The organism is Flagellimonas hymeniacidonis (assembly GCF_008040165.1).
Taxonomy (GTDB): domain Bacteria; phylum Bacteroidota; class Bacteroidia; order Flavobacteriales; family Flavobacteriaceae; genus Flagellimonas; species Flagellimonas hymeniacidonis.
Window position 1 is genome coordinate 69,862 of the sequence record NZ_VRUR01000001.1, and the last position, 20,919, is coordinate 90,780.

General features: G+C 38.1%; 13 protein-coding genes. 1 reads left to right on the plus strand and 12 read right to left on the minus strand.

All coding sequences use genetic code 11. The features are described from left to right. Positions 1-100 precede the first annotated feature (100 nt). The 11 genes from FVB32_RS00345 to FVB32_RS00395 all read right to left on the minus strand — a co-directional run bounded on the left by FVB32_RS00345 (position 101) and on the right by FVB32_RS00395 (position 17,398). On the minus strand, positions 101-2,395 hold the full coding sequence (locus FVB32_RS00345) for an FdhF/YdeP family oxidoreductase (RefSeq protein ID WP_147740603.1): 2,295 nt from the start codon (positions 2,393-2,395) through the stop codon (positions 101-103). A gap of 126 nt (positions 2,396-2,521) precedes the next feature. Beyond that, positions 2,522-3,382: an RNA polymerase sigma factor gene (locus FVB32_RS00350; RefSeq protein ID WP_147740604.1), complete on the minus strand. Its 861-nt coding sequence runs from the start codon at positions 3,380-3,382 to the stop codon at positions 2,522-2,524. Between the two features lie 9 nt (positions 3,383-3,391). Continuing rightward, positions 3,392-3,802 carry a YybH family protein gene (locus tag FVB32_RS00355; RefSeq protein WP_187269466.1) on the minus strand — a complete coding sequence of 137 codons (411 nt, stop codon included), beginning with the start codon at positions 3,800-3,802 and terminating at the stop codon, positions 3,392-3,394. A 288-nt stretch (positions 3,803-4,090) separates the two neighbouring features. Beyond that, positions 4,091-5,269 (minus strand): metallophosphoesterase, encoded by a 1,179-nt coding sequence (locus FVB32_RS00360; RefSeq protein ID WP_147740606.1) that lies wholly within the window; start codon positions 5,267-5,269, stop codon positions 4,091-4,093. Between the two features lie 8 nt (positions 5,270-5,277). Next, a complete protein-coding gene (locus tag FVB32_RS00365) occupies positions 5,278-6,375 on the minus strand; it encodes a hypothetical protein (protein WP_187269467.1) in 1,098 nt (365 codons plus the stop codon). A 185-nt stretch (positions 6,376-6,560) separates the two neighbouring features. Next, complete coding sequence (locus FVB32_RS00370; RefSeq protein WP_147740608.1) at positions 6,561-8,021, minus strand: hypothetical protein; 1,461 nt, start codon at positions 8,019-8,021, stop codon at positions 6,561-6,563. A gap of 122 nt (positions 8,022-8,143) precedes the next feature. After that, positions 8,144-9,838 (minus strand): IPT/TIG domain-containing protein, encoded by a 1,695-nt coding sequence (locus tag FVB32_RS00375; protein WP_147740609.1) that lies wholly within the window; start codon positions 9,836-9,838, stop codon positions 8,144-8,146. Positions 9,839-9,863: 25 nt separating this feature from the next. Next, positions 9,864-11,030 carry a hypothetical protein gene (locus tag FVB32_RS00380; protein ID WP_147740610.1) on the minus strand — a complete coding sequence of 389 codons (1,167 nt, stop codon included), beginning with the start codon at positions 11,028-11,030 and terminating at the stop codon, positions 9,864-9,866. Positions 11,031-11,046: 16 nt separating this feature from the next. Beyond that, the gene (locus FVB32_RS00385; RefSeq protein WP_147740611.1) at positions 11,047-12,636 is read right to left on the minus strand and encodes a SusD/RagB family nutrient-binding outer membrane lipoprotein; all 1,590 of its coding nucleotides are present in this window, start codon (positions 12,634-12,636) and stop codon (positions 11,047-11,049) included. Between the two features lie 14 nt (positions 12,637-12,650). Then, complete coding sequence (locus tag FVB32_RS00390) at positions 12,651-16,025, minus strand: SusC/RagA family TonB-linked outer membrane protein (protein WP_187269468.1); 3,375 nt, start codon at positions 16,023-16,025, stop codon at positions 12,651-12,653. 224 nt (positions 16,026-16,249) lie between these two features. Continuing rightward, complete coding sequence (locus FVB32_RS00395; RefSeq protein WP_147740613.1) at positions 16,250-17,398, minus strand: FecR family protein; 1,149 nt, start codon at positions 17,396-17,398, stop codon at positions 16,250-16,252. Between the two features lie 251 nt (positions 17,399-17,649). Between FVB32_RS00395 and FVB32_RS00400 the strand changes: the two genes are divergently transcribed. After that, positions 17,650-18,225: an RNA polymerase sigma factor gene (locus tag FVB32_RS00400; RefSeq protein ID WP_147740614.1), complete on the plus strand. Its 576-nt coding sequence runs from the start codon at positions 17,650-17,652 to the stop codon at positions 18,223-18,225. 14 nt (positions 18,226-18,239) lie between these two features. Here the strand turns inward: FVB32_RS00400 and FVB32_RS00405 are convergent, their stop codons facing one another. After that, a complete protein-coding gene (locus tag FVB32_RS00405; RefSeq protein WP_147740615.1) occupies positions 18,240-20,864 on the minus strand; it encodes a valine--tRNA ligase in 2,625 nt (874 codons plus the stop codon). Positions 20,865-20,919: the final 55 nt, after the last annotated feature.

Below are 20,919 nucleotides of genomic sequence, written 5' to 3' on the forward strand. Positions count from 1 at the left end.
TGGTTTTGTGTGTATGGGTGGGTCATACCAACACAATATGCTTAAATCGTCTACCCTGTTTGCGGAATGAAAATTACACCATCAACCTTAGCAAGTAGGCCTAGCCATAAGGCTTGGCATCAATTTTTACAATTACCGACTTACTAACCGGTGTATTACTCTTGTCCGCGTACAAATTAATTGGAACCAACACATTGGTCTCGGGGAAATAGGCGCAAAGATTACCAGATGGAATATTGTATGGTATTAGCTTGAATTTTTTTGCCCTTCGTTCCTTTCCGTCATAATTGCTTACCAAATCCACCACCTGTTGTGGAGCAAATTGTCTGTTGGTCATATCATCTGGATTCATAAAAACCACCCTTCGCTCTCCATAAATACCTCGATATCTATCATTCATTCCATAAATGGTTGTGTTGAATTGATCATGGCTACGAACAGTCATAAGTACAAAATCATCTTCCTCTAGGTTGTGACTGGGAAGTCCACAAATAGAAAATTGGGCTTTCCCTCCGGGAAGTTTAGAAAAATCTCCTTCCCTGGCATTGTTGTTCAAATAAAACCCCGACCCTTTCGACCTTTGGGAATAATCTTTATACCCCGATAAAACTTCGGAAATCTTTTCTCTGATTAAATCATAGTCACTCCCCAACGTTTTCCAATCAATGGTGGAATTTCCACCAAAATATGAATCGGCAATGCTTCCAACTATCTCTGGCTCACTTTTTAGGTACTCGCTGGCAGGTTGTAGTCTTCCTTTGCTCTGGTGCACTTTTCCCATGCTATTTTCAACCGTAACAAAGCGTTCTTTATCTTGCTCTGTACGTCCCAAAGTGGGTAAAATTAGAGCTGTCTTCCCGGCTGTTAAGTGCGTCCTGTTCAATTTTGTACTCACCGAAACGGTTAAATCACAATTCTCAAGTGCTTGGGCCGTATATGCTGTATCTGAAGCAGCGGAAACAAAGTTTCCTCCTAATGCCACAAATACTTTAGCTTCGCCTTCATACATAGCCTGTATGGCATTTACGGTATCTAGTCCCTCTTTGTTTGGAGGCTCAAATCCAAATACGTTGTGCAATGATTTGTTCAAGGGTTCTGAAACATGATGCATAATGCCTACACTTCTATCTCCCTGCACATTGCTATGCCCACGCACCGGACATGTTCCTGCGCCTTTTTTACCTATGCTGCCCTTTAGCAACAATAAATTCACACATTCTTTAATGTTTTCGACACCATTTTTATGCTGTGTTAGGCCCATGGCCCAACAAATGATGATTTTTGATTTTTTGGCCAGAAGCTCAACTGTTGCCTCAATTTGATTGGAATCAACACCACATAATTGAAGTAATTGATTCTCGTCATAACCTTCCAAATCCTTTAAAAGTTCATGAAATCCATGTGTTTTCTCTGAAATAAATTCACCATCAAATACCTTTTCCCCATTTTTATGACGTCCAGCCAAACGCTTCATAATAAGCTTTAACAGGGAAACATCTTGATTGATTTTGACCTGCAGAAAGATATCGGTCAATGTGGTTCCTTTTCCTAAAATACCACTGACTTCTTGGGGGTTTTTAAATCGATTCAATCCGCTTTCTGAAAGTGGGTTAATCGTGATAATCTTTCCTCCATTTTCTTTGCACTTTTGCAAAGCGGAGAGCATTCTTGGGTGATTTGTGCCTGGATTTTGCCCTATTATCACTACCACTTCCGCTTCTGGAAAATCATCCAACACCACGGACCCTTTTCCAATGCCCAATGTTTCCGTAAGGGCTACTCCACTGGACTCATGGCACATGTTGGAACAATCAGGCATATTATTGGTGCCAAAAGCACGAATAAAAAGCCCATACAGAAATGCAGCCTCATTGCTGGATCGCCCTGAGGTATAAAAAATCGCCTCATCTGGAGAGTGTAGCATATGTAGGTTTTTAGCGATAACCTTAAATGCATCCTCCCAATCAATAGGCTCGTAATGAACCGAGCCCGGCCTTAATATAAAGGGTTCCGTAATACGACCGCTTTTTCCTATTTGATAGTCGGTCCAAGTAGAAATTTCTTCAACCGAATGCTTTTTAAAAAACTCTCTGTCGACCCGTTCAAAGGTGGTTTCCTCTGCAATAGCCTTAGCACCATTCTCGCAATACTCCCCTAATTTCGAAGGCTTTTCTGGATCTGGCCACGCACAACCTGGACAATCAAAGCCTTCCTTTTGGTTCATCTGGGAAAGCGTTTTTATTGACCGAAACAAACCCGATTCTTTACTTACATGCTCCAAAGCAGCCTTTATCCCAGGAATACCAGCTGCATAATCACTAGGTTCGGTAACCGTCAAAGTAGAAAATGATATATCTCCAGTAGCAGAAATATTTCTTTTAAAAGGCTTATCCATACTCTTACAAAATGATTGCCCTTAAAGATACTGATTGAGCGTTAGAATAACAGCGGCATCAAAGAACAAACCTCCTTTCTTTTTGGTTTGGAAAGGAGGCATTATCTTATAAAATAGGTTATCCGACTACAAATTAAAAGTCTGCTTTACGCTTTCCGTTGCAAGCAATTCTCGGATAGAAGCTAATTTATCAGGGCTTTTTAAAAATGGATGTTCTTGATAGAGTTTTTGATAATCCGGTAAAACCTCATCGGAATATATCTCTACTTTTTTATCAATAACTGCATTAATTTCGCTGATAACATCTCTTTGAAAATTAAGGGTAACTGGATCAACATAACCCATTTTAACAAATCCTGCTGTTTTGCGGTGACATCTACATGGATTGGATGTATTGATTAACCCACATTTGTGGTCCATGAAATTATATAGCTGTTTTTTTGCTCTATGAAGCTTTGTTCTAAAATTCTGTTTGGATATTTCCATAATCTCGCTTCCCACAGAATCTGGAAACTCAAATAGCTCCCCAATAATGTAAATCAACCGCTGTTCCCTGTCCAGACATAACAACATGCCTTTCATGCAACTGATTTTTGCCTCTTGTACCAACAGTTTTTCTTCAACTTCATAAGCATAGTTGGAAAGGGATTCATCGGGCAATTTATCTAATCCTTGGCCAAATTGCTCAAAAGTAGGAGGACTCACTTCGTGTTTTCCTCTTTTCATATTCAGAAAATGGTTTTTGATAATCCTATACATCCAAGTTCTGAAACTACTCTTGTTTTTAAAAGTGTCCAACTTTGTAATTACTTTGATAAGCACTTCTTGGGTTAGATCTGCAGCTTCAGCACTATCACCAACAAAGGTCAATGCCACGTTAAAAATCCAGTTTTGATTTCTTTCAATAAGGACTTCCAATGATTTTTTATGCCCGGTCAAAGCCATTTCAATCAAATCCTCATCAGAAATATTTTTATGAGATTCCATATACCATTGTTATTTATCCATCAAAAAACTAGCATGCGGATTATCAAAGGTAAGAAGCCATTTACCATTTTCTTGTTTTTTGAGCATCGCCACGGACAGTCCACTTTGCTTAATCTTGGTTCCATCAGGTGCTGTACCTGTCATAATCCATGGTGCAATATGTGTGGCAGTATCGCCATTCACAAAAACCTCATGACCGTTTGGGTATTCAAATTTCGGATTGATTGAAAAAGCTCCCAAGAACATTTCCTTTAGTGTTTTAAAATCGGTTACCATGGTCTTTGGCTCAAAAATAACCAATGCGTCAGATTGATAACTGGACATAACACCCTCAATATCGTTGCTATTAAAGGATTGAGTCATGGATTCGATTGCTTTTAGAACATCTTGTTCATCTTTTGAAATTTCTTGGGTCTGCATAACTTTTTGTGTTTGAGAGTTCATAGTAGTGGTCATACTAAAGCAAATGACACACGCTACGTAAATACATTTTTTATAAATCATAATTCTTGCTTTATGATTTAGACACATCTCAAAACACGACTGTTACAGTTTATTTAAAAAGTTATGGTATTTGATGTCATTTAGGTTATTTAAAACCTGTCTCGGCAAGAAGCAGTGTGAGTGACATTTTTATATTATGCTCTCCCAATATGAGTCCATTTTTCATATAAAGAATGTGCTCCTTTAGTTTTAAGAGAAAAGTCATTAAAAATCCATTTCTATTTTTTTACCGCTATCATTGACTTTAAAATAGGCTCCATTTTCAATAAGCAACGCCTGGGACTTTCCAGTAAATTTTTCCTTTGGGTGTTTAATATCCACTCGAATAACCTTACCATCAAAATCACTTGTAATCTCCTTGTCAACAATAGTATGGCCAATAATAACATGATTTACCTTGTAATATGCCAACATTCGATCTATGTAATCTAATGGCATATTGTCATATGAACTTCCTTTTACCAGCCCTCTATACCACAGCGGCCCCTTACTGCCAAAGACCAACTGTGTTTGTTTATCTTCCACTGGATACTTTCTTAAGTTTTTACGAATGTTTTTTCTGATAATCTCATTGATTTCATTAATCGACAGGCCCATGCTTAACAGCTCTTCACTTATCCCGCCATGCAAGAATAGATTATCACCAATTTTTTCAACAGCGTTCTTGGTTCTTATCCATTGAACCAGCACATTGGTATCAGTCATCAAACATGCGTAAGCCTCTTGATCGTTGTCGAGTATTCCAGAAACTATTCTGGCTAGGCCTATATATTTTTCCTTTACATATTTAATCTGAAGGCTTAGGTTCATGACATCGTGATTGCCAAGAATAAAATGTACCTGCCCGCCTTTATTCTTAGCTTGCTGCTCCAACTTATATAACAACCAAAGACAAGGCAGCACTTCGGTTCCTCTATCAAACATATCGCCACAAATGACCAAGTGACCATTCCCAAAGGTCCAATTATAATTGCTATCCATGACCATGTTCCCTACCAAAAGGCTGTAAAACGTATTAAAATTCCCTTCTATGTCTGAAGTGACAAATATTTTGTCCTGAGGTGCATAAATAGCTCTAGGAATCTTATGTTCTTTCATTAAAGTGAAAGTGAACTGGTCTTTATCCAAGTTGTTGGTCTTACTATTGAATTCTAAACCTTTTAACCTTTTTAGCTTGGTAGTCTTAACAAAAAAAGAGGCGCTCTTTCTTTGTTCCACTGAAATAATGGTAAGGCTATCACTCTCCGAATATATATAAGGGCCATCCAAACTATGAAGTGTCTTAGTGTCCACTTCTTGGCCTTTTAAAAAGGTCGTTTTACTACCGGTACACCCCATAGCAATGCATAAAATGATACTACATACAATCGCGTTTCTTTTCATAAGTATCACTACTTTCTATAGGTATAAAAACGTCCTAATTCTGATTTAAACATACCTTTATGGCTATGCCCAACGTCTGGGACCATACCAATAGTTTGCGTTTTTTTAATATCATCACCATAATAGGATTGCAAATACTCGAAATAAATGATGCCTCTTTCTAAACGGTGTTTTCCTTGCAAGGAACCCTCACAAGAAGTGTCCAGTGATGAGCTGTTTAGGTCATTATCTTCCTCACCAAGTAGGTAAACTATCTCGCGTTTAGGAAATTGTGTCCTTATTCTTTCGACTCCAACGGCAGCTAAGTATTCAGGTAAATTGTCCAAACCATATTTATATTCATTGAATCGCGTACATTTTGATTGAGGGGCTTCAAAATTGTTGGTGCCTAAATCTTTTCTATTATGATCCATATATAAATAAGAACTGGGGTTGTTAACAATAAATCGCATTATAATCCCCAACTTTTCTAATTCTGAAGGAACTGGAGATGCTGCAGCATACCTATTTACAAATTGTCCCCCTGCTGAATGTCCAGAAAATACTATAGTCTTTAAATTAGGATTGTTCTGGACCAAGCGCACCATTAATGAGTCCATAATAGCAAAAGATGAAATACGACCAGATCTAGGGTTTTGCTTTTCATTTTTTGATAAAAACCCAATTTTCCAACCTCCGCTACTCCAATACAAGTGCTTGGAATCTAACTGATATTTTTCAACTTCCGATTCTATTAAAAACTGGGGAGACACCACTAGAAGTGTATCTATTTGAGTGGATTCCATTTCTGCAGCTGTTAACATGTTTTGATAGTACTCACCCGCATTTCTGCTGGCTCCATGCAGTGCAATTACTGCACGTGTAATTGATCTATTTTCATTATCAACAGAGTTTACATTTGAGAAATAGGGGGTTTTAAATGTATTTCCCCCGTTGACTACAGAAAAGGTCTTGTCACCAACATGGACAAAATCATTTGAAGGGTGGAAATCAACAAATCCTGAATGATTTTCCATGTCCTGAAAATTGCTGTCACTAATGCCAAATCTTGCAAAAAAAACACCGGCTGCAAGGAACAGTATGTATGGTAAGCTTTTAATCATCATATTAACAAGTGTTATTACCATTCAATTATATAATTGAATGGTGGTTTTTGAATTTGCCATCAGTTTAAACTAAAAAGAAAAGGTGCAGGGGTACCTCTGCACCTTTTACTAACTAACTAATCAACTAACTCAAATATTACTGCTTATAAAATCCTTTTTTAATGAGATAACGCTATATCCTTTTATCAGTTTCTAAAGATATTCTCACGACCAATTTCTGATTGGTACATACCACTACTACTATGACCAACCCCTGGAACAACATGGATTTTCTGATTGTCCATGATTGCAGGCCCATAAAAATCCAACAGATGATCAAAGTAGTTTGTAGCCCTCTCAAATCTGTCCAGTCCTTGAAGAAGGGCATCGCATCTTGTATTTATCGAGGTAGCTTCTTCACTGGTGTCATTATCATTCTGCCCTATTAAGTAGGTCACTTTTCTTTGAGGTAATCTATCACGAATACCATCGGCACCAACCTCATCTAAATAGGGAGGTAAATTCTCCAAACCAAATCTATATTCGTTATAGTCGGGACAGTCTTCAATAACAAAGCCAGCTGGTATGGCAAAGGTGTTATCAGTTCCTAAAACCTTACGTTTGTCATCCATATACGTGTAGGTACCCGGATTGTTCACCACAAAGCTTACATCTATGTCCAAAGCATCTAAATCATCTGCAATAGGTGAACTGGCAGCATATCTCGCGGTAAATTGGCCGCCAGCTGAGTGACCCGTAAGTACAATTTTCTTAAGGTTTGGGTATTTTGATAAGGTTACCATTAACGAATCCATAACCGTGAAAGACGAAGTATCCTGCTCTTCAGAATCCTCACCAGTACGCCATTCTGTTCCTCCCCAAAATAAGTGCTCTTCATCAAGGGAAAATTGGCCAATCTCCTCATCTCCGACAAACTGGGGTGCTATAAGAAGCAGGGTATCCAAATTAATGTTTTCCATTTGGGCAGCTCCAGATATGGACTCAAATTGTCCATTCGCATTTCTGCCTGAACCATGCACTGCAATAACCGCAGTTGTAATATCATTATTATCAGTGTCCCTAACATCTTCTCTATTTGAAAAATATGGGATTTTAAATGTTGATGTCTCCACTCCAAACGTAAACTTTTTATCTCCGATAAAATCCTCTGGATCAGTTGGGTCAATTACTACAGTGAGGCCAAAAGTAACCGTAATCGAATTGCCTGAGTTTGAAGAATTCCCAATTTCAATACCCTCGGTTGCCTGCAATTCAAAACTCATGGATCTATTCTGATCAGCATTTTCATTATTGATAACCTGCTGTAGTAAAACCACTCTTGTAATAGCTTTACCTTTTTCAATAGTAAAAACGCCAGATTTTGGCAATAGAAAATCCTCTCCTTCCATTGCATTGTTTTCATTTGGAAAGGCAACGGTATATGGTATCTCTATATTTTTATCTGTTTTTGGTCCTTCATACCTTAATTCCACTATAAATGGTTCGGCACTAGACCGATTTACCACTGCACTTTCGACGTTAAAGTATACTCTTTTTTGCTCCGTGGAGACTTCGTCTGTAGTTCCTTCATCGCTTTCATCGCAACCAATTAATGTCAGCGTTAAAAATGCGATTGCACTATATATTAGTTTTATTTTATGTTTCATGATATGTTCACTAAAAATTAAAATTTCAGTTTTTGATATTCGCTTTACAGCTGATGAATCAAAACTTCTTTCATTTAAGACCTAACCACCAAAGATTCAATGGTCAGGCCCTTTAAAGTTTTCTAGTTAATTCTATAGGTAACTATAAGTTGTGCACCTTCTTCTGGGTTGTCCACATCATAGCTTTCTGCTTCACGACCAACATCATTTGTAACCGCACCTGCAGATACTCCCGTGGCTTCAAAAATGAAGTTCATACTATTTCCATCTACCCAATCACCTCTTGTGATAATTTCACTAATAATAGTAGAAATGTCAACTGTAGTTGTATCCTCTGCTGGAGTATCAGATCCTATCCACTCTGGAATCGTCCAAATAGCATTTGCAGTTGTCAAAGTCCTGTTAGACAAATCATTGTCAACCTCTACATACGCTGGCGCGTCCCCTATATTTTCTCCAAAAATGGTCATTTCCGTAGGGTCTGCACCTGCCGTTTGATCTGCAACAAAACGAATACTTGCGGCTTCAATGGTAACTCCAGATGGAATGTTTACACCGTTAAATCGAAGTCCGATTTTTTGCAATCCCACATCTGGAGTGCCAAACGTATCAAACTCGCCAAGTTCCAAATCTCCACTATCCAAGGTCATTCTGCCATCTGCTGCTTCTTCTACATCATCATTAATGTCATTAATGGCTATGGTTATTGTAACGATGCTATTATCCACCATAAAATCTGTGGTACTGGTTGCTACTTCACCATTTACTTCAACGGTTACAGGTCCTGTTTCTGCACCATCAGGTATCGAAGTTATAATAGAGGTTTCAGTACTTGCCGTAACTACCGCCAAGGTCCCATTGAAATTTACAATGTTCTCTTCAGGAACGGGACTGAAATTAGCTCCGCTTATGGTCACTTCTTCATCTACAGCACCGGTTTCTGGTGAAAAAGATATTATTGATGGAATAGTGATAAAGTCTGTTTCGCTAACGGCTAGCAATTGTTCTACTTCAACTGCTATTTTACCTGAGTTTGCCTCTGGCGGAACTACTACTGTTAAACTTGTTGCAGAAGCAGAAACCACTGTTGCAAGTACACCATTGAAAGTAACATTATTATTCTCTGCAAGATTGTTAAAGTTCGTTCCAGTTATCGTTATTTCTTGATCTGCAGCGCCTTTTAATGGCTCAAACGAAGTGATAACAGGTGCTATTGTAAAAATCTCGATAGTCCCAGTTTGTTCAAGCACCTCAACTGTAAGCGGCCCTGTAGTTGCCCCATCAGGCACAATAACCGCAAGTTCTGTTTCTGAAGCTGCCGTAACTTCCGCCATAATACCATCAAATTCAACAGTATTCTCAGCAACAGTAGCGCCAAAATTTTGCCCCGTAATAATTACTGTTTCTCCTACTGCTGCTCCCGTAGCACTTAATTCTGTAATAACTGGCGCTGGAAACACGGTAAAAACAGGACCTTCTACCACAAATTTGGCTTTTGCTATGGAAATAGGACCTGTTGTAGCTCCCTCTGGAACTACCACTGTCAATTCAGTCTCGGTGGCGGTTACGACTTGCGCAAGAACACCTCCAAAAGTTACTCTATTATTCACCGGAACACCATTAAAATTGGTTCCAGTTATAGTTACCGTAGTACCTATATCTGCAAGGGCTGGCTCAATACTTATTATAGTCTGCTCTTTTTCCGCTTCTGGTATAACTCTAAAGTCTTCCTCTTCACAAGATTCCATACTCAAAGCAATGAATAGCATTGAAAAGGCAACAGCTACTCTCTTTATTAATTTATATTGTTTTTTCATTTTTATCTTTTTAATAGAGGTTAGATTATTCCGAATCTTCAGTTACGGTATAGACCAGCATCTGATCAAAATAGATATCCTCATTTCCACTGTCAATATTCGTCTCCATTATTAAAGTGTACGCCACAATATCCGTTAGAAAACCAGAATCTACCAAAATCCAACGGCCCTCTAATCCATTGTCTATATCGGTTCCACTAATATTGAGTAATTCCAGGGTTTCTGTTTCCCCACCTGCTCTTTCAATGAAGGCAGTAATGGTAAGGTTGTCACCACTTTCATGATCATCCTCTTCGGCAAAATATTGGATTTGAACACCAGAACTTGGGTTCGCTACGTTGTCCACAGGCACTCGGTCAAAAGTGAGTCTCAGCAAACCATCTATATCTTCTATCTGATATCCTTGCACACCATCTACAAATTGACCTCCTACAGCTTCGGCATCGGTACTTACCCCGATTCTTTCACTAGTGAAACCAAGGTCTCCATCTACAAAAAAGACCTCTGTTTTAAACCCTATTTCATCATCAACTCCAGTACCCACTGCGGTATACATTACCGCTCGCTCTCCTGGGTTATTTGTTAGCTCTTCGGATTCGGTTTCTCCACCTGGCTTTGTGTACCGTTCATCATTTCCAAAAGGTTCTTCAAAAGAAGTACCTCTTAACTTTTTTGGTGGTGGAAGAAAGAAATTCAAAGAAAAGTTTACTGCTTGATTAAATCCAGGGTTGTCAAATAATTCCGGACCACCTTCACCTCCATTATTGGTATTGGTGCTACTATCAAAGTCTGTGGCGGCGGCACTAAAAACACCATTTGTGGTATTTACCGTAGCGACAAATTCCAAAGGGACAGAAACATCTACCTCTTCTGGGGTTAGATTTAAAGCTGCTAAAATATCCAGACCCGTAATGGTCAATGTATTTGGAAATGTAGTAATCGTAATAAATTGATCCACTGTAATATCTCCATAAGTCAAATCCAAGTCATAGGAAATGATATTATCATTTGGGTCTTCTACTCCATGGGAAAACTCCACGGTCTCAATATCTAAAAAATTTAGTCTGAAGGTTTCGGGTACTTCTTCCCATACCACTAAACCGCCTCTTGTAAAATTCTCACCCAGTACATCGCTGGTATCGTTACAGGATATTCCAAATACCAATAACATTAATACATATATTTTTTTCATCACGTATAGCGTTTTGTTATTTGATAAAGCCAGCAGGGTTAGCATCCCAAAAAACCTGAGTTGTTATGGGATGTTGGCTTAACTGATTATTATTATTTATTGCGTCTTCCGGTACTGAAAATGACCTTGGGAATGGTGTATTACTATCAAAAATTGGAGAATTAAAGACAGAAGGTAAACCTGTACGTCTATATCCGTTGTATGATTCTGTAGAATTTCCATAAGAGGCTAAATAATATTCTTTTAAAACAATATTTAGTTTCTCATCATCATCGGCAACTGCAAATGCGTCCATTACTTCCGTTACATAGGTATCCACTTCATCCGAGGTGGCCGCAAAGTCAGACCCGGTTGCCACACCACTGGCAAAATTCAAAACTTTATCCATTGATTTTCTAATGCCCGACTCTAGTAAGGTAGCTGCATCATCCGAAGTATTCAACGTTAAAGCTGCTTCTGCCCTTAAAAAATCTACAAAAGAGGATAACAGTATGGGTAAAATTCCCGCGCCCAATTGGTTTTGGGTATCGATGGCAAAATCCGGTGCACTAGGGTTATCTTCGTCAAAAGTGCCTCCTACTGGATATAAGCCATAGGTTGCCCTAAATATAGCATCGGTAGCTCTAGCCCTAGTGTCTCCATGATCCCTACCATAATACGAACCTCCTAGGTAACAAAAATCAAAATTAGCTGACCCCACACAACCCAGTAATGCATCAGATGGATCTGCATTGTTCTGACGGTATACATAATACCGCAACCTTGGATCCGGAATGCTTTTGTCATTTAAAAGCAAATTTAGAAAGTCGTTCCCCAAAAATTGACCAAAACCGCCGGGTTCATAGCCCACATTAAAATCCGGATGACGACTATTTGGATCCGCCGCATTTGTTCCATATTGAAATTGGAAATCATCTTCAGGAGCAATCAAATTATCTTCTTGGAGTAAGGCATTGATTTTAGCTGTGTCCCCAATATTTACCAACATCTTAAGTTGTAAGGATTTTGCTGCCCTAATCCATTTATCGGCATCCCCATCATAAAACAAATCATTAACAGGTGCTATTGTAGCGTTACCCAAATCCTCAATAGCACTATCTAATTGTTCTAATAAACTATTGTAAATTATCTCATCATCATCGGCTTTTGGATTAACTACTTCCTCATCCGCCCTATTTGCTTCAGAAAAAGGAATATCACCTAAGTAATCTACCATCATCACCGTAGCATAGGAAGTCAACACTGCAGCCATTCCCCTATGGAACAATAAATCATCGTTGTCAACCGCCAAATCATTTATGATGCTTGCATCCTCTACAAAGGCAAAATATCTTGTATACTCCCCATTCAAAACTACTGGACCCGCTACATCCGTGTAACTCTCATTTAAATAGGTATAACGCATTACCTCATCTGTGGTACGATTTAAATCTTGAATTAAATCTGCCGTTTCTTTTTGAACGTTATTCAATAGGAAATTTGGATTTGCTTGATCTGGTGTGAGCAAATTGGGATTATCTTGAAAGCTGTCACCAAAGTCTCCTACCTCACAGGAAGTAGCTAGCATTAAGGTGAATATGCTTATTATTAAAGTTATTTTTTTCATCTTAATAGATTTTGTTAGAAGTTAATGGATACCGTTAACGCATATCTTTTGGTAGTCGGCGTAGATAGACCATTGGTCTCTGGGTCAAAATTTATTCCTGCCGGAAAATTTGGTGCGTGAAAGAAGACATTTCTACCGCTTAACCTAAAGTCCACGCTAGAAAATGGCAATTTCTTAAAAGTCTCCCTATTAAGATTATAGGATAATGCCACCTCACGAATTCTAAATACCGATGCATCAAAAGTTGTATTCTCATCTGGTTCGTAGAAATTGGAAAACACTGCATTGTTACCGGTCACTTGAATATTGTTCGGTATGGTATTCCCATTTGCATCCAGTAGCGGTAAACCAGTTGATACATCTCCAAAAACTGCAGGTATTACAAAACTACCTTCTCTATTTTCTGTATCTGTAGTAACACCCCGTTCCAATAAAATTTCAAATAGCGAAGAGGATTCATCACCACCATGTGTATACTCCAATTGTGTTGATAAACTGAAATTCTTATACCTGAAAGTATTTATGGACGTTACTCTAAAATCTGGTCGGACATTTCCAATGATTTCATCCTGTAGCCCCACATCATCACTAGAAATTAGTACACCGGTAGCAGGATTGACCAAAGCGTTTCCATCTGAATCACGTACCACATAACTCCCTGTAAATACACCTAGCTCCTCTCCCTCAATCAAAAACTCCCCTTCATCTTCATCAATTCTTCTGGTAATATCCCCTGGTAGGTCAACCACAACAGATTCGAAGGTTGTAAAAGTATTTCTGATGTTCCAGTTAAAGTTAGATTTCCTGAACAGCTTAACACCCAAATCTATTTCTAAACCTTCGGTATCTACTCTACCAGCGTTAATTATGGTACTCGTGAATCCTGTTGCTGGAGCAATACCTGTTTCAAAAATTTGATTTTCAGAAATACGTGAAAAAACAGATGCCTGTAATGTTACTGCATTGTCAAAAAAGTTACCCTCCAGACCTAATTCAAATTCTTTATGAAGCTCTGGTTTTAAATTAGGGTTAGCAAATGTGCCGAATAAGGAATTGGTTACAATTAAATCGCCGTTTATATCACTAAATTCTCTTGGATCAGAAGATAAACTCTGTCTTGTATTAAATCTGTCTGGAAAGCCGGAAGAAGTTGCATAAGCACCTCTAATCTTTAAATAATTGACAAAACTATCACCAAAATCAAATGCAGAAGTAGGTACGAAAGAAACAGAAATTCCAGGATAAAACAGATTTTGATTTTCCTTTTCTACTGAAGATCCTTTATCTAGTCTACCCGATAAGTTCAAATATAAGTATCGGTTGTAGTCAAAATCAAATTGACCAAACACGCCTAAAAGATTGTCTTTGTTCTCATCATAATCTCCTTCGCCAGGCGTTCTAAAGTTGTTTGGCCTTAAGAAGCCAAAAACTATCTGGTCTGTATATTCAGAATCTAAAGATCTAAAGGTCTCATATCTTGAATTTACCCCTAATTGCGATTCAAAACTTAATTTATCTGAAAGTTGATAGCTAGACCCAAAAATCAAGGTATTGTCGACATCGACTTCAGCATTTGAGGTGAGGTCCAATGAGCCTAAGGAGGCTACAGCACCTAATCCACCACGATTTCTAAAGTCCAATCTATTGGTTGTTTCAACTTGAAGGCCTCCCCTATATGTCAAACTATGGTGTTTCCCTAATTGATATGTTAGGTTTACCGTACCGTTTACCCTACGGATAATATCCTCTCTACCTGTATTATTAATTGTCCATCTGGGATTTTCGCGATCTGTTCTATAATACACATTACTCCCATCTACTGGATCTTGGAAGGGCAAGTTTTGTATATCCAAACTTCTAGGAACAATGTATAGATTGGATAGAATATCTTCACCATTATCGTCATCATCGTCAATTGCTGTGTATGAATTTCTCTTTCTGGAGCTAAATGACAAGGAAGATGACAATTTTAATTTATCTGTGAGTTGCGAAGTCCCGCCAACGCTAATATTAAACCTGTTAAAATCATTGTTTCCAAGGATACCGCCTTCATCCGTATAGCCTAAAGAAAAATTCAACGAAGTCTTTTCTCCCGTAGCAGTTAAATTCAAGGAAGTAACATGGCCTATTCCTGTATTGAAAAAATCCCTTATGTTATTTCGGGCAGCTTCAAAGGGAACTTCTAGACCTGCAAACTGTGGGAAGCTTGAATTACCGGACAGGGGGTGTGGCACAAAATCTATATCCGTAAATCGGGCACCATTGGTCCCTAAATTCCCTATGGTACTTGCATCTGTCACTCCATTGTTTCCCACTCCAAATGTGTTTTGAAAGTCGGGCAGATTAGATACGGTGTTTGTATAAGATGTTTGTGTTATATTCGCCTTAAAACTCTTTTCACCTATTTTGGCACTGGCCGCTTTTGTTTCAATCAGTATAACACCGTTTCTACCTTGACTACCATATAAAACGGATGCATTTAAACCTTTAAGAATGGTAATGTCCGAAATAGAGTTTGGGTCAATATCAATAAGATTCCCTGAAAACACTACGTTGTCCACAACGATTAATGCGCCGTTGCTTTGATTCAGAGATAAATTACCTCTAACTCTGATGTTGGCGGTTGCTCCACTACTACCATCCGTTGGAAAAATTCGAACCCCAGATATTTTACCTTGTAGCGTTCTTGCGATATCAGCTTCCGGACGCGCCACCGTTTCTTCAGTGTCCACTTTGGAAAGTGCATAACCCAATGCTTTTCTGGATTTTGAAATACCCTGGGCCACTACAACAACCTCATCTAGTTCACTCGTATTTTCCTTTAGGGTAACATTCATAAACGAGGCGCTTGCAGGCAATTCTATAGTTAGAAAACCAATAGATGTAAAAACAAGTGTTGCACCTTCTTCTACTGTAAGCTCAAAATTTCCTTCAAAATCTGATGCCACACCATTTGTAGTTCCTTTCTCTACAATGGATACACCAGGAAGGGGAAGTCCTAAATTGTCTAAAACCAGTCCTTCCACTTTTAGTGTTTTCTGGGAGGCGTCTTCTATTTCCTTTTCTATTCTTTTAGGTGCTATTGGTTCAGCCTTACTAAGGATAACCTGTCTACCCCTTATTTTATAAGCCGTTTGGCTTTTATCAAATAGTGTTAATAGTATATTTTGAATTCTTAGTTGTTCCACCGTTATTGACACTTTACGGTTTAAATCAACATTCTTCACATTATAAATGAACTTGAATTCAGTAGTATTTTCTATCTCATCCAACACTTGGGCAATGGTAACATTAGCCACATCCAGGGTTATTCTAGTCCTTTGGGAATAACTATCATTAGCATTCATACAAAACGCCATAGTTATTAGGAAGAGCGTGGTTAGTTTCATTTTCAAGTCAAATTTAAAAGTAGGCAAACGACGCCTTCTTTCTAATTGAAGTTTTTTCATACTTTTATAGTGTTAATTATGGTTATTTCGGATAGAGATAAGCATTAATTCTAGCCGGGAAATGCAGCAACATTTTCCGGTTTTTTTATCTCTATCGTTATACTTTTAAAATTACTTTGAGTGTTCGTTGAATTTTCTTTGAGTTCAGTTTTTTATCATAGGCGTTAGTTTATATATATTATGTTGTCTTTAATTGTATAGTTCATGTCATGGCTGTCTTTAAAATAGCTTAGTATATCTCCAATAGTTTCATTGTTGAAACTTGCATTAAATACTTCTTTATCAAATTCTGGATTACTGCTAACTATGGTGATGTTGTATACCCGTTCTAACTTTCTTGAGATGTTTGCAAAAGTTTCATTTCTAAAAATGAGTATACCTTCTATCCAGGCAGTGTAAACATCCGTATTTACATTCTTCTTTCGGATGGCTCCAGTATTATAATTTAGGGCCCCTCTAGTTCCCGGGGTAAGTCTGGTAGTAGTCGGGTTATCATCTAAGGACAAATCAACCGAGCCCTCTACCAATACAACAGAGACTTCATTATCTTCTTCATATAGCGAAACAACAAATTGAGTACCTAAAACGGCCACGTCCAATTCGTTGGCATTAACTATAAATGGATGATTCTCGTCCTTCTGTACATCAAAAAAAGCTTCCCCCTTAAGAAATACTTCTCTTTTTTTACCTGATAAAAACTTCACTGGATATTTTATTGACGTACCAGAATTCAGAAATACCTTGGTTCCGTCAGATAATACCAAATCAAATTGCTTTCCGTAAGGAACCTTAAGGGTGTTATATACCAAAGTCTCTAGTACCAAACTATCAGAATATTGTATTACATTCTTATGCTGCCGCCCTACTACCAAACCCTTACCATTTTGCACTACCTTGGAATTCTCTGGATTTAAAACCTCCATTCTTCCATCCTCCAATTCAAGAATGATAGCATCATCCTTTACCACAATTTGTTGATTGCGATTGGAGTTTGTAAAAAGTGAGTCTTTAAAAAAGAAGGTAATCCCTAGAAGAAAAATGAAGATGGCCGCATATTTCATTAAAGAGAACATTCTCTTTTTATAAAATGGATTTTTCTCTTTCTGTATTCTCTCCCGTAAAGTATTTTGAAGACTTTCCGAAGAAAACTTCTTTAAACTATAATCGGATGAAAAGTTCGCTTGTATAACTTCTGAAAAAAGAGCCTGATTCTCAGGATCCTTTAGCAGCTGCTCTAGTTGCTGCATTTCCTCTTCCGATAGTTTATCGGTAAGAAATTTGGTAATAAGATAGTGAGCCCTTTTTGTTGACATTTTAATGGTTCTTTTTATGTATTACGAAACCAATTAACAATACCCCATCTTTTGTAAATACTTTTTTTAGAATTAATTGATATTTTGTTAATTCTGTGAGAATTTTCATTACTATATGTATCCAATTCATTGGGATTTTATTTTTTTTAGAGAAAAAAACAAAACATCCGCCAATACCTGGAAAATATTGATGCTATAATTGCCTTCTTTAAAATTTTGGCCTAGCTTCGATATTACCAAACCGATACGTTTTGCTAAAATTTCATCAACATAGTGTTTTGGTTGAGCACCTAAAACAAGGAGATGAAAAAGCTTTCGCCCATCTTATCCAAGAGTACCATCAACTACTCTGTACATTTGCCTATAATTTATCCAAGGATACTGGCAAATCTGAAGATATTGTTCAAAATGTATTTTTAAAGGTCTGGGAACAACGGTCACAATTAAAGGCGGAATATTCATTAAAAAGTTATCTCCATAAACTCACCTATAATGAGTTTATTGATCAAACCAGAAAACAAAAATCAATGTCTTCTTTAGAAAAGAAGTACGTTGAAACATTGAATAATTTTCTAGAGCAAAAAGATTGGGACCAAATCAATAAGGTTATTACCGTTGTAAAAGCAGAAATAGAAACCTTACCTCCCAAATGCAAGAAAGTTTTTACGCTAAGTAAACAAGACGGGCTAACAAATATTGAAATCTCCGAGCATTTAAAGATATCCGTCAAAGCAGTGGAAAGTCATATGACCAAGGCATTTTCTATTCTGAGAAAAAAAATGGGTGATAAGATAAAAACCATTCTTTTTTTCGTCTTCAGTAATTGATACGCCAACGATGGTTATTCCAAACTAGCCAAGCTCTTTTCTAAAGTCTCAATTTTAGCTTCAGCGTCTGAAGCCTTCTTTTTTTCAATGGCCACCACGTTTTCAGGAGCATTGTTCACAAAACGTTCATTGCTCAATTTCTTTTGTACGGATTGTAAAAAGCCTTTGGTATACTTAAGTTCTTCGGTAATCTTCTTTATTTCAGCATCTATATCAATAGCGCCACCAATAGGAATAAAATATTCGTTACTCTTTACCCGAAAACTTATTGTTCCATCCATACCTTCTGCCACCGCCTCTTTCTGGCTTATATTACCCAATTTGGTAATAATGGAATCCATTGTACTACTTACTTCTCCACTGTTTAGGACAAAAAGTTCCAAAGCTTCTTTTTGAGGAATATTTTTATCCTTTCGGATAGTACGAATACCAGAAATCACTTCTGAAGCAAAATCAAAATCGGCAATTAGACTAGTATTTACGTCCTTAGCCTTAGGCCAATTTGATACAATCAAAGCCTGCTCTGGAGTACGTTTTGCAATATGCTGCCATACTTCTTCAGATAAAAATGGCATGAAGGGATGCAATAGCTTTAAATTTTCTTCAAACAAGTGGATAACTGCATCAAAAGTGGTTTGATCTATAGGCTGTTGATATGCGGGCTTGACTATTTCCAAAAGCCAAGAACAGAAATCGTCCCATACCAATTTATAAATGGCCATCAAAGCATCAGAAATACGATATTTAGAGAAGTGGTCCTCTATTTCAGCTAGCGTTTGATTAAACTTAGCGGCATACCAGTCGATTCCCATTTTGGCAGCTTCTGGTTGTGGTAAATCTGCGATTTCCCACCCTTTTATTAATCGAAAAGCATTCCAAATCTTATTTGCAAAGTTCTTTCCTTGATGACAAAGGGCTTCATCAAACATTAAATCGTTACCCGCTGCAGAACTCAGCAAAAGGCCTACACGGACACCATCTGCACCAAAATCTTCTATCAGTTTGAGGGCATCAGGCGAATTACCCAACTGTTTGGACATTTTTCGTCTTTGTTTATCGCGAACCAATCCCGTTAAGTACACATTCTCAAAGGGTCGCTTTCCGCGATACTCATACCCTGAAATAATCATTCTCGCCACCCAGAAAAACAAAATATCTGGCCCTGTTACCAAGTCGCTGGTGGGGTAATAATAATTTACTTCTTCATTTTCCGGTTCCAAAATGCCACCAAAAACACTTATTGGCCACAACCAAGAGGAAAACCATGTATCTAGTACATCGGCATCTTGCCGTAAATCTGACTCTTGAACACTTGGTTTCTTGGATTTTGCTTTCTCCAAAGCCTCTTCCCTGGTCTCAGCAACTACAAAATCCTCTTTTCCATCACCAAAATAATAGGCAGGAATTTGTTGTCCCCACCACAATTGTCGGGAAATATTCCAGTCACGAATATTCTCCATCCAATGACGGTAGGTGTTTTCAAACTTTTTTGGATAAAGTTTGACATCATTAGTTTTCAGCACTCCCTCAATAGCAGGTTTGGCCAAATTTTCCATTTTCAGGAACCATTGATCCGATAATCGCGGCTCAATAACTGCTTTGGTACGTTCTGAGGTACCTACTTTGTTGATATGCTGTTCGGTTTTTACCAAAAAACCTTGCGCTTCCAGTTCTTTGGAAATCTCTTTACGAACAACAAACCTATCTTTACCTTGATAGTGAAGCCCATAAGAGTTTAAAGTAGCATCTTCATTAAAAATGTCCACGACTTCCAAGCCATGTTTATCCCCTAAATTTTTATCATTTTCATCATGCGCAGGGGTTACCTTAAGACAACCTGTTCCAAACTCAATATCCACGTATTCATCCTCAATAATGGGTATAGCACGATTACAAATGGGAACAATGGCTTTTTTACCTCTTAAATGCCTGTATCTTTCGTCATTTGGATTGATACAAATAGCGGTATCACCAAGAATGGTCTCTGGTCTGGTAGTGGCAATGGTCACTTTTTCATCAGAGCCCTCAATTTCATAGGCCAAATAATACAGATTACCCTGTCGTTCTTCATAAATCACTTCTTCATCGGAAAGTGTGGTCTTAGCTTCAGGGTCCCAATTCACCATACGAAATCCTCTGTAAATGAGTCCTTTTTCATACAAATCCACAAAAACCTTGATTACTGAGGTTGACATATCGTCATCCATGGTGAACTTTGTCCGGTCCCAATCACAGGAACAGCCCAATTTTTTTAACTGCTGAAGGATAACTCCACCATATTCATTGGTCCAATCCCAAGCATGTTTTAGGAATTCTTCCCTGGATAAATCGGCTTTGGCAATACCCTGATCTTTTAATTTCGCCACCACTTTAGCCTCAGTGGCAATGGACGCATGATCCATTCCGGGTACCCAACAGGCGTTTTTACCTAAAAGCCTCGCTCTACGAATGAGAACATCTTGAATAGTATTGTTAAGCATATGCCCCATATGCAGCACTCCAGTTACGTTTGGTGGGGGAATAACTATGGTGTAGGGCTCTCTTTCATCTGGTTTTGAACTAAAAAAATCGTGCTTTGTCCAGTATTGGTACCAGTGCTCTTCTACCCTATTGGGTTCATATTTTGATGGAATTTCCATTTTTCGGTATAGTTTTTGTCTTTTTTGACCCGGATTGGTGTTAGGAAGGGAATAG

Excerpts from the sequence above, each read along its gene's own strand:
- FVB32_RS00345 (WP_147740603.1), bottom strand. The coding sequence starts at position 2,395 with ATGGATAAGCCTTTTAAAAGAAATATTTCTGCTACTGGAGATATATCA.
- FVB32_RS00350 (WP_147740604.1), bottom strand. The coding sequence starts at position 3,382 with ATGGAATCTCATAAAAATATTTCTGATGAGGATTTGATTGAAATGGCT.
- FVB32_RS00355 (WP_187269466.1), bottom strand. The coding sequence starts at position 3,802 with ATGCAGACCCAAGAAATTTCAAAAGATGAACAAGATGTTCTAAAAGCA.
- FVB32_RS00360 (WP_147740606.1), bottom strand. The coding sequence starts at position 5,269 with ATGAAAAGAAACGCGATTGTATGTAGTATCATTTTATGCATTGCTATG.
- FVB32_RS00365 (WP_187269467.1), bottom strand. The coding sequence starts at position 6,375 with ATGATGATTAAAAGCTTACCATACATACTGTTCCTTGCAGCCGGTGTT.
- FVB32_RS00370 (WP_147740608.1), bottom strand. The coding sequence starts at position 8,021 with ATGAAACATAAAATAAAACTAATATATAGTGCAATCGCATTTTTAACG.
- FVB32_RS00375 (WP_147740609.1), bottom strand. The coding sequence starts at position 9,838 with ATGAAAAAACAATATAAATTAATAAAGAGAGTAGCTGTTGCCTTTTCA.
- FVB32_RS00380 (WP_147740610.1), bottom strand. The coding sequence starts at position 11,030 with ATGAAAAAAATATATGTATTAATGTTATTGGTATTTGGAATATCCTGT.
- FVB32_RS00385 (WP_147740611.1), bottom strand. The coding sequence starts at position 12,636 with ATGAAAAAAATAACTTTAATAATAAGCATATTCACCTTAATGCTAGCT.
- FVB32_RS00390 (WP_187269468.1), bottom strand. The coding sequence starts at position 16,025 with ATGAAACTAACCACGCTCTTCCTAATAACTATGGCGTTTTGTATGAAT.
- FVB32_RS00395 (WP_147740613.1), bottom strand. The coding sequence starts at position 17,398 with ATGTCAACAAAAAGGGCTCACTATCTTATTACCAAATTTCTTACCGAT.
- FVB32_RS00405 (WP_147740615.1), bottom strand. The coding sequence starts at position 20,864 with ATGGAAATTCCATCAAAATATGAACCCAATAGGGTAGAAGAGCACTGG.